Below are 13,780 nucleotides of genomic sequence, written 5' to 3'. Positions count from 1 at the left end.
CGAACGCGAGTTGAGGGGGACGGCGGGCGGGAGTCCGGCGGCTCCCGCCCGCCGCCGTTCAACGGCCCTTGACGGGCAGTTCCTTGACGCGGATGTCGCGGAACGACACCTCGTCGCCGGCTCCGTGGTTCTGGAGCCCGATGTGTCCGTCGCGCAGACTGCGCGCCGGGTCCCGGTTGGTGAAGTCGTTGATCCGCACGCCGTTGAGCCAGACGCGCAGCCGCTCCCCCTCCACCCGGATCTCGTACGTGTTCCACTCCCCCGGCGGGTTCAGCGCCCGGTCGCGCCGGGTGAGGTCGGCGGACTTGAACCCGTAGACGGCACCGGTGGTCCGTTCGGGCACGTCGGTGGCGTCGATCTGCACCTCGTACCCGTTGTCGACGGCCGACCAGGGGTCGTCGGAGGGCGGGAAGCCCACGAACACACCGGAGTTGGAGTCCCCGGTCACCTTCCAGTCGAGCTTCAGCGAGTACGACGTGAAGGCGCGTCCGGCGTACCAGAGGAGCCCCATGCCGCCGGACGACGTCCAGGTGCCGTCGGCCGCGCGGGTGAAGGAGCCGGGGCCGGCCTGCCGCCAGTCGCCGTCGGTGAGCGTCGTGTACCCGCTCTCCGGCCGGCAGTCGGCCCGGGCCGCGCCGATGGCGTACCGGATGCCGCCGAGGAGGTGCCCTCGGTAGGCGGGGTCCGCGTACGACTCCTTGGTGTGTCCCGCGCCGGTGTAGAAGGCGCGGCCTCCCTGATAGGTCTGGCACCAGGCGATCGGATGGTCGCCGTTCATGCCGCCGCCGGAGTAGGACGACTCGTCCAGGGACGCCAGCACCCGTACGGAGGAACGGGGGTTGGAGCGGTAGTCGTACCATTCGTCGGTGCGGTGCCAGGTCGGCGGGAGGGCCGAGGTCGCCGGGTGGGCGCGGTCCTCGACGACCGTGGCGGCCGGCTGGATGGCCGGGTGGGACCGGAAGTACGCGCCGACGAGCCCGCCGTAGAACGGCCAGTCGTACTCGGTGTCGGCGGCGGCGTGGATGCCGACGTAGGCGCCGCCCTTGCGTATGTAGCCCTCGAACGCGGCCTGTTGGGTTTCGTCGAGGACGTTCCCGGTGGTGGAGAGGAAGACGACGGCGTCGTAGCGGCGGAGGTTCGCCGTGTTGAACGCGGTGGCGTCCTCCGTCGCGTCGGTCTCGAACTCGCCGCTGGATGTGCCGAGTTCGCGGATTGCGGTGATGCCGTCGGGGATGGAGTCGTGCCGGAAGGCGGCCGTCTTGGAGAAGACGAGGACGCGTGGGGTGCCGTGGTCCGGGCGGGCCAGGGCGGCTGGTTCGGCGAGGGCGCCGAGGAGCAGGGTGGCGCCCGCGACCGCGCTCAGTGCGCGCATCATGGGGCTGTCCTCTCAGCTCGTGGTGAAGGCGAAGTCGTCGAGCTCGTACAGGGGTTGACCGGCGCGGCCCTTGAAGACGAGGTAGAGGGCGGTGCTCCCGCGCGGTGCGTGGGAGAGTTTCGCGGTGACGTCCTGGTAGGTCTCCCAGCCGCCGGTGACGGGCACCTTGGCCTTGCCGAGGAGCTTGCCCCTGGCCGATCCGGCGCGGATCTCCAGGGTGCCGCCGGCTCCGGCCGAGGCGACCCGGGCGGTGACCGAGGTGGCATTGCGCAGGGCGTACGGGGTGAAGGAGATCCAGTCGCCGTTCTCGATGGACCCGACGGTCTTCGCGCCGTTCGCGGAGGTCCGTGAACTCACCGTGACGCCACTGGAGTTGTCGTAGTGCTCGGCCTGCCGGTGGCGGGGCTGGAGGACGTTCTGGTCGTGCGAGGTGAGCGCGGCCTGTCCGCCGCCGCCGTTGTCGGTGTACTCGGCGTCGAGGACGCCGAAGATGTTGGCGTTGGGGTCGTGGCCGCCGTCGGCGCTGGTCTGGAGGGTGCCGGAGCAGCCGGTGGCGGAGGTGATCGGGTGGCCGTGGCTGTCGTGGCCGAGGATGAAGCGGACGGTGACCTTGGCGCAGTCGATCGCCTTGCCGTCCTCGGGGTCGGTGACCTTCACCTTGAAGGGGATCGCGTCACCGAAGCTGAACAGCTGGCCGTCCAGGGGGGTCTGGAGGACGACGGTGGGGGCGGTGTTCCCGACGACGACCTGGACGCTGGCGCTGCCGGTGCGGCCGTCGGGGTCCTCGGCGGTCAACGTCGCGGTGTAGGTGCCGTTCTGACGGTACGTGTGCGACGGGTTCGCCGAGGTCGAGGTGGCGCCGTCGCCGAAGTCCCAGCGGTAGGTAAGGGTGTCGCCGTCCTGGTCGGTCGAGCCGGCCGAGGAGAACGTCACCTTCAACGGGGCTTGTCCGGAGGTCCTGTTGGCCGCCGCCTGCGCCACGGGTGAGTGGCCGTCGGTGGCGTTCTCGATGCGGTAGAGCGCGGAGTGGTCGTCGCCGCCGAACCAGGCGGTGCCGTAGTCGAGGACGTACAGCGCGCCGTCGGGGCCGAAGGCCATGTCCATCACCTGGGTGCCGGACCAGGGGATGTCGTTGATGGACCGGACGGTGCCGTTCGCGTCGCTGGTGATGCGCTTGATCCAGCGGCGGCCGAACTCACCGGCGAAGAAGTCGCCGTCGTACGCCTCGGGGAACTTGACGGGTGAGTCGAGGTTCGCGTCGTAGCGGTAGACGGGGCCGCCCATCGGGGACTCGGAGCCGTCGCCGAACTCCGGTACGGACGCGCCGTTGTAGGGAATCCAGGCGGGCTGGGCCGGGGGCAGGTCGACGAGGCCGGTGTTGTGCGGGGAGGTGTTCTTCGGGGCGTTGCAGTCGAAGGCGGCGCCGGCGGTCTTGGTGCCGAAGTCGTAGTCGCGGTAGGCGTCGTTCGCGCCGGTGCAGTACGGCCAGCCGAAGTTGCCGGGGCCGGTGACGCGGTTGAACTCGACCTGTCCGGCGGGGCCCCGGTTCGGGTCGGCGGCGCCCGCGTCGGGGCCGTAGTCGCCGATGTAGAGGTAGCCGGTGGCCTTGTCGACGCTGAAGCGGAACGGGTTGCGGAAGCCCATGGCGTAGATCTCGGGCCGGGTCTTGGCGGTGCCGGGCGCGAAGAGGTTGCCGTCGGGGACCGTGTACGAGCCGTCGGCGTTCACCTTGACGCGCAGGATCTTGCCGCGCAGGTCGTTGGTGTTGCCGGCCGAACGGCGGGCGTCGAAGGCGGGGTTGCGGCCGTCGCGCTGGTCGATGGGGGTGAACCCGTCGGACTGGAAGGGGTTGGTGTCGTCGCCGGTCGACAGGTACAGGTTGCCGGCCGCGTCGAAGTCGATGTCGCCGCCGACGTGGCAGCACAGGCCGCGGGAGGCGGGGACGTCGAGGATCGGCTTCTCGCTGGCCGTGTTCAGGGTGCCGTCCGCGTCGAGGGTGAAGCGGGAGAGGCGGTTGACGCCGTCGAAGGGGGCGAAGTCGGCGGCGGTGCCGGTCTCGGGGGCGTCGCCGGCGGGGGTGTTCAACTTGGGTGCGTAGTAGAGGTAGATGAAGCGGTTGGAGCTGAACTGCGGGTCGACGCCGATGCCTTGGAGGCCCTCCTCGTCGTGGGAGTAGACGTCGAGCTTGCCGATCAGCCGGGTGTTGCCGGCCGCGTCGGTGCGGCGGAGTTCGCCGTCGCGTGAGGTGTGCAGGACGGAGCGGTCGGGGAGGAGGGCGAGCGACATGGGCTCGCCGACCTCCGCCTCGCCCTTGGCGAGGGTGACCTGCTGGAAGTCCTCGGCGGCGGTGGGTGCGGGGTCGTGGGCGACGGCTGCGCCGGCGACGGGTGGGGTGAGGGTGAGCGACGCCGCCGCGAGCAGGGCGCCGGACAGCAGCGCGACGGCTCGGCGTGGAGTGGGGCGTCTTCTCGGGGTGCGGGTGGTGGGGTCGTTCCCGTGCACGGGTGCCTCCAGGGTGGTGCGGGCGGGTGCGTACACCGGGATGCGCCGTCATCCCGGGGCGGGGAGTACCGAGTCGACGTGGTGTCGGCTCAGCTGGAGAACGCCGCGTCGAACGATGCCGACGGCGGCTCGAAGTCGAAGGTCTTGAGGTGGGCGAGCGCCTCGGGCGCCCCTTGGAGCCGGTCCATCCCGGCGTCCTCCCACTCGACGGAGATCGGGCCCTGGTAGTCGATGGAGCGCAGCATCCGGAACACGTCCTCCCAGGGGACGTCCCCGTGTCCGGCCGACACGAAGTCCCAGCCGCGCCGGGGGTCGCCCCACGGCAGATGGGAGCCGAGCCGTCCGTTGCGCCCGTCGAGCCGCCTGCGGGCCTCCTTGCAGTCGACGTGGTAGATCCGGTCCCGGAAGTCCCAGAGGAACCCGACCGGGTCGAGGTCCTGCCAGACGAAATGCGAGGGGTCGAAGTTCAGGCCGAACGCGGCCCGGTGGCCGACCGCCTCCAGAGCGCGGTGAGTTGTCCAGTAGTCGTAGGCGATCTCGCTGGGGTGCACCTCGTGCGCGAACCGCACCCCCTGCGCGTCGAACACGTCCAGGATCGGGTTCCAGCGCTCCGCGAAGTCGTCGTAGCCGCGCTCGATCATCGCCTCGGGGGCGGGCGGGAACATCGCGACGAGGTGCCAGATCGCGGAGCCGGTGAAGCCCACGACGGTGTCGACGCCGAACGCCGACGCGGCGCGGGCGGTGTCGCTCATCCGGCCTGCGGCGCGGCGCCGGACGCCTTCGGGGTCGCCGTCGCCCCAGACCGCGGCGGGCAGGATCGCCTGGTGGCGTTCGTCGATGATGGCGTCGCAGACGGCCTGGCCGACGAGGTGGTTGGAGATCGCCCAGCACTTCAGGCCGTACTTGTCGAGGAGCTGGCGGCGGGAGTCGAGGTAGGCGGGGTCGGTGAGGGCCTTGTCGACCTCGAAGTGGTCGCCCCAGCAGGCGAGTTCGAGGCCGTCGTAGCCGAAGTCGCGGGCGAGCCGGCAGACCTCTTCGAGCGGCAGGTCGGCCCACTGGCCGGTGAACAGGGTGAACGGGCGCGGCATGCTGGGGCCTCCTCAGTCCGGGACGGGGGTGTAGACGGAGTTCTTCTCGGCGCTCTCCTCGACGGCCGCGAGCACCCGCTGCACCTGGAGTCCGTCGGCGAACGACGGCTCGGGCGCCCGGAGTTCGGCGATCGCGTGGACGAGGTCGCGGGCCTGGTGGACGAAGGTGTGCTCGTAGCCGAGGCCGTGGCCCGGCGGCCACCAGGCGCCGAGGTAGGGGTGGTCGGGTTCGGTGACGAGGATGCGGCGGAAGCCGCCCTCGGTGTCGGGGAGCGTCCCGTCGTGGAACCAGAGTTCGTTGAGGCGCTCCAGGTCGAACCAGAGCGAGCCCTTCTCGCCGTTGAGTTCGATGCGCAGCGCGTTCTTGCGGCCGGTGGCGTAGCGGGTCGCCTCGAAGGAGGCGAGGGCGCCGGAGGTGAACCGGCCGGTGAACAGGGCGGCGTCGTCGACGGTGACGGTACCGGTCCCGGCGGCGGAGACGCCCGCGGAGAGACCGCCCGCAGAACCGGCCGGCAGCGGCCTCTCCTTCACGAACGTCTCGGTGAGCGCCGACACCCCCGCGAGCCGCTCCCCCGCGAGGTACTGCGCGAGGTCGACGATGTGGGCGCCGAGGTCCCCGAGCGAGCCGGAGCCCGCGAGTTCCTTCATCAGCCGCCAGGTCAGCGGGAACTCCGGGTCCACGAGCCAGTCCTGAAGGTACGTCACCCGTACGTGCCGGAGCGTGCCGAGCCGTCCGTCCGCGACGAGACGCCGGGCGAACGCGGTGGCGGGCACCCGGCGGTAGTTGAACCCGACCATCGCCAACTTGCCTCGCCCGTACGCTTCTTCGGCGGCCCGCGCCATCCCCCGGGCCTCGTCGACGGTGTTGGCGAGGGGCTTCTCGCACAGCACGTGCTTGCCGGCCGCGAGCGCCGCGAGCGCGATCTCGGCGTGGCTGTCGCCGGGGGTGCAGATGTCGACGAGGTCGATGTCGTCCCGCGCGATCAGCGCCCGCCAGTCGGTCTCGGTGGACGCCCACCCGTGCCGGTCCGCCGCCGCGCGGACCGCGTCCGGGTCGCGCCCGCAGATCGCGGCGAGGACCGGGGAGAGCGGGAGGTCGAAGACCCGGCCGGCGGTGCGCCAGCCCTGGGAGTGGGCGGCGCCCATGAAGGCGTAGCCGACCATGCCGACGCGCAGCGGCGGCCTCCCCTGCTCCCCGGCCTCTCCCGTCGGCTCCTGCGGCTGTTCCATGCGGTGGTCCTCCTCGTCGTGGTGCGCGCGGTGGGGGGTGCGGGCCGGCGGCCGTCAGCCGTCGCCGGCCGGATCTGTCACCTGAAGCCGGTGGACATGTACTGGTCGACGTTGGTCTTGTCGACGACGGCCGAGTACAGGGTGATCGAGGCGGGGATCTCGAACTCGGCGAGCCCGCCGACCCCCTTGCCCTGGCCGAGGGCGCGGGCGAGGTCGATCGCGGAGGCGGCCATCGTCGGCGGGTACAGGACGGTCGCCTTGAGGACGCCGCTGTCCTGCTTGATGGCCTGGAAGGCGGAGAGGGCGCCCGCGCCGCCGACCATCAGGAAGTCGTCGCGCCCGGCCTGTTCGACGGCGCGCAGCGCGCCCACGCCCTGGTCGTCGTCGTGGTTCCACAGGGCGTCGAACTGGCTCTGCGCCTGGAGGAGCTGGGCCATCTTGGCCTGGCCGGACTCGACGGTGAACTCGGCGGCCTGCCGGGCGACCTTCTTGATGTTCGGGTAGTTCTTCAGCGCGTCGTCGAAGCCCTGCGTGCGCTGCCGGGTGAGTTCCAGGTTGTCGATCCCGGCGAGTTCGACGACCTTCGCGTTCGCCTTGCCCTTGAGCTTCTCGCCGATGTACTGCCCGGCGTTGAAGCCCATGCCGTAGTTGTCGCCGCCGATCCAGCAGCGGTACGCCTGCGGGGTGTTGAAGATCCGGTCGAGGTTGACGACGGGGATGCCGGCCCGCATCGCCTTGAGGCCGACCTGGGTGAGGGCCTTGCCGTCGGCGGGCAGGATGACGAGGACGTCGACCTTCTTGTTGATGAGGGTCTCGATCTGCCCGATCTGCTGGGCGGTGTCGTTGGAGCCCTCGGTGATCTCCAGGGTGACGTCGGAGTACTTCTGGGCGCGCTTCTTGGCCTGGTCGTTGATCGCGTTGAGCCAGCCGTGGTCGGCCTGGGGTCCGGCGAACCCGACGGTGACCTGCTTGCCGGGCTGGTCGTCCGCGGCGGGCTGTCCGCTGCTCGCGGCGGCCTGCTTGTCGTCGCCGGTCTCGTTGCTGGTGCAAGCGGCGAGGACGGCGGTGGCCGAGACGGCGGCGGTCCCGAAGAGCAGCCCTCTGCGGCTGGGGAGGTGTGCCATGGCGGTGAGAACCTTTCGTCAGGTCGCGTTCGCGGTACGGCGCTGGACCAGCACGGCGGCGACGATGATCGCGCCCTTGGCGATCTGCTGGACGTCGCTCTGGAGGTTGTTCAGGGCGAAGATGTTGGTGATCGTGGTGAAGATCAGCACCCCGAGGACGGAGCCGACGATGGTGCCGCGACCCCCGCTGAGCAGGGTGCCTCCGATGATGGCGGCGGCGATGGCGTCGAGTTCGTAGAGGTTGCCGTTGGTGTTCTGGCCGGAGCCGGACAGCACGATCAGCAGGAAGGCGGCGATCCCGCAGCACAGCCCGGACAGCAGGTAGAGGTAGAGCCGCTGGCGGCGGACGTCGATGCCGGCGAGCCGGGCGGCCTCCGGGTTGCCGCCGACCGCGACGGCCCGCCTGCCGAACGTGGTCCGGTTCAGCAGCAGCCAGCCGACGACCGTCACGAGTGCGAAGACCAGGACGAGCGGCGGGACCCCGAGGACGTACGCGTCGCGTTCGCCGAGCTTCAGGACGCTGTCGATGGTGACGATCTGGGTCTGCCCGTCGGTGATCTGGAGGGCGAGCCCGCGCGCCGAGGCCAGCATGGCGAGCGTCGCGATGAACGGCACCATCCCGCCGTAGGCGATGAGCACCCCGTTGACGAGCCCGCAGCCGAGGCCGACGAGGACGGCGGTGAAGAGGATGCCGGCGAAGCCGTACTCCTGGGTGGCGACGGTGGTGGCCCAGACGGAGGCGAGGGCGACGATCGCGCCGACGGAGAGGTCGATGCCGCCGGACATGATGACGAAGGTCATCCCGACGGTGACGACGCCGATCACCGACGCCTGGGTCAGGACGAGTTGGAGGTTGCGGGTGTCGAGGAACTCGTCGGGCTTGGTGATCCCGCCGATCACGACGAGCACGGCGAGGACGCCGAGCAGTGAGAGGGTACGGACGTCCGCGCGGGCCAACAGGCCGCGCCAGGAGGGGACTTGGGCCACTTCCGGCAGCTTGTCGGCGCTGTCCCGCGGCGGGGAGACGGGCTGCGTCATGACGCGGGGCTTCCTTCCATGACGAGGTCGAGGACACGGTGTTCGTCGAGTTCGCGGGCGGGGGCCGTGTGGACGACACGTCCCTCGCGCAGGACCAGGACGCGGTCGGCGAGGCCGAGGACTTCGGGGACCTCGCTGGAGACGAGCAGCACGGCGAGCCCTTCGTCGGCCAGCCGGCGTACGACTGCGTAGAGTTCGGCGCGGGCTCCGACGTCGACGCCACGGGTCGGCTCGTCGAGGAGGAGCACCTTGCAGCCGCGCAGCAGCCAGCGGGCGAGGACCGCTTTCTGCTGGTTGCCGCCGGAGAGGGTGCGGACGGCGACGGCGGGGTTGTCGGGGCGCAGGGAGAGTTCACGGGTCGCGGCGCGGGCGGCGCCCTGTTCGGCGCCGCGGTCGATCCAGCCGGCGCGGGCGAAGCGGGGGAGCGTGGACACGGAGACGTTGCGGGTGACGGACTCCAGCAGCAGCAGGGCCTGCGCCTTGCGTTCCTCGGGGGCGAGCCCGAGTCCGGCGCGGACGGCGGCGGGTACGCTGCCGGGCCTCAACTTCTTTCCCTCGACGAGGACTTGACCGGCCGTGGGCCTCCGGGCGCCGTAGACGGTTTCGAGGATCTCGGAGCGCCCGGAGCCGACCAGCCCCGCGAGTCCGACGATCTCCCCGGCCCGCACCTCGAAGTCGACGGCCTCGAACTCCCCTTCCCTGGCGAGCCCTCGGACCTGGAGCACGGCGGTCCCGGCGGCGTCCTCGGCGGGCCGCGGCGGAAAGACGTACTCGACATTGCGGCCGGTCATCAGCGCGACCACTTCGCGCGTCGGCGTCGACTCGGCGGGCAGCCCGCCCGCGACGGCCCGGCCGTCCTTCAGCACGGTCACCCGGTCCCCGATCCGGCGGATCTCCTCCAGCCGGTGCGAGATGTAGACGACGGCGACCCCGTCTGCGGTGAGGTCGGCGACGATCCGGAACAGGTTGTCGACCTCGTCGGGGTCGAGCGCGGCGGACGGCTCGTCCATCACGATGAGCCGTACGTCGTGCGAGAGGGCGCGCGCCATCGACACGATCTGCCGCTGCGCCGCCGACAGTTCGGCGACCAGCTTGCCCGGGTCGACCTCGGGATGCCCAAGTCGCTTGAGAAGAGCGGCCGTCGATTCCTTCGCCGTCCTCCTGCGGACGACGAACCCGGCGGCCGTGGGTTCATGGCCGAGGTGGACGTTCTCGGCGACCGACAGGTGCTCGACGAGGTCGAGTTCCTGGTAGATGGTCGCGATGCCGAGGCGCATCGCGGCGATCGGCGAGCGCAGCGTGACCTCCTCGCCGAGCCAGCGGATCGTGCCGTCGTCGGGCTGGTGGGCGCCGGCCAGGATCTTGATGAGCGTGGACTTTCCCGCGCCGTTCTGGCCGAGCAGACAGTGCACTTCACCGGCCTGGACGTCGAGGTCGACGCCGTCCAGGGCGCGGACGCCGGGGAACGACTTGGTGATGCCGGACATGCTGAGCAGCGGTGGTTGTGGTGCCATGTGGTTCCCCTCGGCGGGCGGTGCGGGCCGGTGTCAGGGCGCGTCGGACTGCCGGACGGGTGAACTCCGGTGCCGGGCAGACGTGTTGAAGGCTCAGGGGTGTTGCGGGAGAGCGGCTCTGTGAGCAGGCTGCGCTGTACGGGAGAGGCGGCGCGGGCCGCCTACGCGGGTGAGAAGAGGTGGTCGCTGATCAGCCGGGCCGCGCCGATGACTCCGGCGGTGGGGCCCAGTTCCCCGAGGACGATGGGCAGGTTGCCGGTCGCCAGCGGCAGCGACTGGCGGTAGACCTGGGTGCGGATCGCGGCGAGCAGGGTGTGGCCGAGGCCGGTCACCCCGCCGCCGATCACCACCAGGCCGGGGTTGAAGAAGGAGACGAGACCGGCGATGACCTGGCCGACCTGGCTGCCCCCCTCACGGATCAGGTCGAGGGCGGTGGTGTCGCCGGCGACGGCCGCCGCCGCGACGTCCGCGCCGGTCAGGGTGCCGTGCGCGGCGAGCCGGTCGGCGAGTTCGGCGGACAGCCCCTGGCGGGCCGCCTCCATCGCGTCCCGGGCCAGTGCCGCGCCGCTGAAGTGGGCCTCCAGGCAGCCCCGGTTGCCACAGGCGCAGGGCCGCCCGTCGGGTACCGCCCGGATGTGGCCGATGTCGCCCGCGCTGCCGGTCGTACCGCGGTAGACCTGCCCGCCGACGACGATGCCGCAGCCGATACCGGTGCCGATCTTGACGCAGAGGAAGTCGGCGACGGTCCGGGCGACCCCGGCGTGCTGCTCCCCCATCGCCATCAGGTTCACGTCGTTGTCGACCATGACCGGGCAGCCGAGGTCCTGGCTGAGCGCCTCCCGTACGGGGAAGCCGTCCCAGCCCGGCATGATCGGCGGGGCGACGGGGACGCCCTCGGGGAAGCGGACCGGTCCCGGGACTCCGATGCCCGCGCCGTCGATGCCGTCGGCGAGGCCGGTGGCCCGCAACTTGGCGGTCATGGCGAGGACTTGCTCGAAGACGGCGACCGGGCCCTCGCGGACGTCGAGGGGTTGGTTGAGGTGGCCGAGGATCTCCAGCTCGGCGTTGGTGACGGCGACGTCGACAGAGGTCGCGCCGATGTCGACGCCCAGGAAACGGAGTTCGGGGTTGAGGCGCACGTTGTGCGAGCGCCGTCCGCCCCGGGAGGCGGCGAGGCCGTCGGCGACGACCAGTCCCGTCTCCAGCAACCGGTCCACTTCCACGGCCAGTTTGGACCGTGAGAGGTCGACCTGATCGCCGAGCTGGGCCCGGGAGCTCTGGCCGCCGTCCCTCAGGAGGTGCAGCAGCCGGGCCTGGTGGGCGTTCGCGGGCCGTGCGGTCATGCGTCTCACGTCCGTCCCTCCCTGCCTCTCGTCGGCCGTCAACTCCGGGCTTTCGTAGGGAACGTAGCAGTGGGCGCCGAACCTGGGAAGAAGTTGTGCACGGATTGCCGTCAACTTTCTCCACTCACAGGACAAAGCAGGGGGTGAGATCGTCCGTCGGTTCCGAAGAGGCGGAAATGTCCGAGGGGTTGGCTACGCTGGTGGTCCATCAGGGCGCGGGAGTCGCAGGGGGAGCGCATGACGCAGGGGACACCCGACGGGCCCGACCGATCCGACCAGCCCGACCGGCCGGGGTACGCGATGACGCTCGCGAACGCGTCGTACGACTGGTACCGCGAGGCCGCCGCCAAGGCCCGTACGTACTACCGGATCTCGGAGTGCCTCCAGATCGTTTTCTCCGCCGCGATCCCCGTCAGCGCGGTCCTCTCCCCCGGCGACGCCAAGGTCCCCGCGGTCCTCGGCGGCCTGGTCGTGATCCTCACCGGCCTGCGCTCCGTCTTCCACTGGCAGGACGACTACCTGCGCTTCAGCCAGGCCCGCGAGGCCGTCGAGGCGGAACGCCGCCTGTACCGCACGGGCAACGAACCGTACGACGACCCCGAGTCGAGAGACCGCCGCCTCGCAGCGGCCGTCACCCGGGTCGAGCAGCAGGAGATGGGCGTGTGGGTCCAAGTGGCCGGCGCACGCGAGGAGTAGCCGCCCGGCACGGCGAACGACGACGGCACGCAGACACCCGGCGCCGCGGACGACCACGGCCCGCGCCCGCCCCCGACACCACCCGCGTCACCGCCACCGGCCCCGGCCGGCCCCCGCACCGCCCACCGCACCCGCCCCGCCTCTCCCGCCCCTACTTCTCCCGAGCGTGATACGACCGCCGCGTATGCTCCGTGTGCTCCCGCATCAGCCGCGTCGCCAGTTCCCCGTCCCGCCCCGCGATCGCCGCGATCAACTCCCGGTGTTCGTCCCAGGACTTGCGCCCCCGCTGCCGGGCGATCGGCGTGTAGTACCAGCGCACCCGCCGGTCGACCTGCGCGGCGAGTTCCGCGAGGACGGTGTTGCCGGCGAGTTCCATGACGGCCGTGTGGAAGCGGGCGTTGAGGGCGACGGCCGCGTCGACGTCGTCACGGGCGACGGCGGCGAGCCCGAGCTCCTGGATCTCGCGCAGCTCCGCGAGCCCCGCCTCGGTGGGGTCGGCGGCGGCGAGCCCGGCCGCCTCGGCCTCCAACAGCGTGCGGACCGTGAGGAGTTGGTCCGCCTCCTCCTCCGTGGGCTCGTGCACGAACGCCCCTTGCGCGGGCCGCAGGTCCACCCACCCCTCGGTGTTGAGCCGCTGCAACGCCTCCCGCACGGGCTGGCGCGAGACCCCGAGGTGCCCGGCGAGCTCGCTCTCGACGAGGTGCTGGCCGGGCCGCAGCGCGCGCGTGATGATCAGTTCGAGCAGCGCCTCGTAGACGCGGTCCCGCAGCGGACCGGGCCGCTCCAGCCGGGGCACCGAGCCGTGCGGCAGTCCGGACGACAACATCGCGGTCCCCCTCCTGGGCAGGGAAGCCAGTATCGATTGTCTTTCGTCTACAGTCTACGGCGCGAAAAAACCCGGCCCCCGAACTCCTTGGCCCCGACCCCTCAGGGGCAGCGCACCACCTGTCCCGCGTACGACAGATTCCCCCCGAACCCGAACAACAGCACCGGGTCCCCCTTCGAGACCTCCCCCCGCTCCACCAGCTTCGAGAACGCCAGCGGAATGCTCGCCGCCGACGTGTTCCCCGACTCCACGACATCCCGTGCCACCACCGCGTTCACCGCCCCGATCTTCTCCGCGAGGGGCTCGATGATGCGCAGGTTGGCCTGGTGCAGGACGACCGCCTTGAGGTCCTCCGGCCCGAGCCCGGCCCGCTCGCACGCCTGCCGGGCCAGCGGCGGCAGCTGGGTCGTCGCCCAGCGGTACACGCTCTGCCCCTCCTGCGCGAACCGCGCCGGCTGCCCCTCGATCCGCACCGCGTGCCCCATCTCCGGCACCGAACCCCACAGCACGGGCGAGATCCCGGACTCCTCGGACGCCTCGACGACGACCGCGCCCGCCCCGTCCCCGACGAGGACGCAGGTCGTGCGGTCGGTCCAGTCGGTGACCTCGGACATCTTGTCGGCGCCGATGACCAGCGCCCGCTTCGCCCCGCCCGCGCGGATGGTGTGGTCGGCGGTGGCGAGGGTGTGGGTGAACCCGGCGCACACGACGTTCAGGTCGAGCGCGGCGGGCCCGGGGATGCCGAGGCGGGCCGCGACCCGGGCGGCCATGTTGGGCGAGCGGTCGACGGCCGTGGAGGTCGCGACGAGGACGAGGTCGATGTCCTCCGGACCGAGCCCGGCCGCCGCGAGGGCCTTCGCGGCGGCGTGCGCGGCGAGCTCGTCGACGGGTTCGTCCGGGCCCGCGATATGGCGGGTGCGGATGCCCACCCGTGACGTGATCCACTCGTCACTGGTGTCGACCATGCCCGCCAGCTCCGCGTTCGTGAGCAGCCTGGCGGGCTGATAGTGGCCTACGGCGGCGATGCGAGAGCCGTTCATCTGG

11 protein-coding genes are annotated in these 13,780 nt (G+C 71.5%); 1 reads left to right on the top strand and 10 read right to left on the bottom strand.

What is annotated here, in order from left to right; translation table 11 throughout:
* Window positions 1-58 precede the first annotated feature (58 nt).
* The 8 genes from ABZX85_RS07055 to ABZX85_RS07020 all read right to left on the bottom strand — a co-directional run bounded on the left by ABZX85_RS07055 (window position 59) and on the right by ABZX85_RS07020 (window position 11,214).
* On the bottom strand, window positions 59-1,372 hold the full coding sequence (locus ABZX85_RS07055) for a ThuA domain-containing protein (protein ID WP_355864143.1): 1,314 nt from the start codon (window positions 1,370-1,372) through the stop codon (window positions 59-61).
* Window positions 1,373-1,387: 15 nt separating this feature from the next.
* Window positions 1,388-3,877, bottom strand: coding sequence for a PQQ-dependent sugar dehydrogenase (locus tag ABZX85_RS07050; RefSeq protein ID WP_355863270.1), 2,490 nt, complete (start codon window positions 3,875-3,877; stop codon window positions 1,388-1,390).
* Window positions 3,878-3,966: 89 nt separating this feature from the next.
* A complete protein-coding gene (locus ABZX85_RS07045; RefSeq protein ID WP_355863268.1) occupies window positions 3,967-4,965 on the bottom strand; it encodes a sugar phosphate isomerase/epimerase family protein in 999 nt (332 codons plus the stop codon).
* Window positions 4,966-4,977: 12 nt separating this feature from the next.
* Window positions 4,978-6,195 (bottom strand): Gfo/Idh/MocA family oxidoreductase, encoded by a 1,218-nt coding sequence (locus ABZX85_RS07040; RefSeq protein WP_355863266.1) that lies wholly within the window; start codon window positions 6,193-6,195, stop codon window positions 4,978-4,980.
* Window positions 6,196-6,272: 77 nt separating this feature from the next.
* Window positions 6,273-7,319, bottom strand: coding sequence for a substrate-binding domain-containing protein (locus ABZX85_RS07035; RefSeq protein WP_355863264.1), 1,047 nt, complete (start codon window positions 7,317-7,319; stop codon window positions 6,273-6,275).
* A gap of 18 nt (window positions 7,320-7,337) precedes the next feature.
* The gene (locus ABZX85_RS07030) at window positions 7,338-8,357 is read right to left on the bottom strand and encodes an ABC transporter permease (RefSeq protein ID WP_355863262.1); all 1,020 of its coding nucleotides are present in this window, start codon (window positions 8,355-8,357) and stop codon (window positions 7,338-7,340) included.
* The gene (locus tag ABZX85_RS07025) at window positions 8,354-9,871 is read right to left on the bottom strand and encodes a sugar ABC transporter ATP-binding protein (RefSeq protein WP_355863260.1); all 1,518 of its coding nucleotides are present in this window, start codon (window positions 9,869-9,871) and stop codon (window positions 8,354-8,356) included. Before ABZX85_RS07025 ends, ABZX85_RS07030 begins: the two co-directional genes overlap by 4 nt.
* A 161-nt stretch (window positions 9,872-10,032) precedes the next feature.
* The gene (locus ABZX85_RS07020) at window positions 10,033-11,214 is read right to left on the bottom strand and encodes an ROK family protein (RefSeq protein ID WP_355864141.1); all 1,182 of its coding nucleotides are present in this window, start codon (window positions 11,212-11,214) and stop codon (window positions 10,033-10,035) included.
* 237 nt (window positions 11,215-11,451) lie between these two features.
* Here ABZX85_RS07020 and ABZX85_RS07015 point away from each other — a divergent pair, with 237 nt between their 5' ends.
* A complete protein-coding gene (locus ABZX85_RS07015) occupies window positions 11,452-11,910 on the top strand; it encodes a DUF4231 domain-containing protein (protein WP_355863258.1) in 459 nt (152 codons plus the stop codon).
* Between the two features lie 151 nt (window positions 11,911-12,061).
* Here ABZX85_RS07015 and ABZX85_RS07010 read toward each other — a convergent pair whose 3' ends face one another.
* A complete protein-coding gene (locus tag ABZX85_RS07010) occupies window positions 12,062-12,736 on the bottom strand; it encodes a GntR family transcriptional regulator (RefSeq protein ID WP_355863256.1) in 675 nt (224 codons plus the stop codon).
* Between the two features lie 101 nt (window positions 12,737-12,837).
* On the bottom strand, window positions 12,838-13,776 hold the full coding sequence (locus ABZX85_RS07005) for a beta-ketoacyl-ACP synthase III (RefSeq protein WP_355863254.1): 939 nt from the start codon (window positions 13,774-13,776) through the stop codon (window positions 12,838-12,840).
* Window positions 13,777-13,780 lie beyond the last annotated feature (4 nt).

The organism is Streptomyces sp. NPDC004539 (assembly GCF_040610055.1).
Classification (GTDB): Bacteria; Actinomycetota; Actinomycetes; order Streptomycetales; family Streptomycetaceae; genus Streptomyces.
Note: the sequence above shows the minus strand (reverse complement) of the source record. Positions and strands in the feature narration are given on the sequence as shown.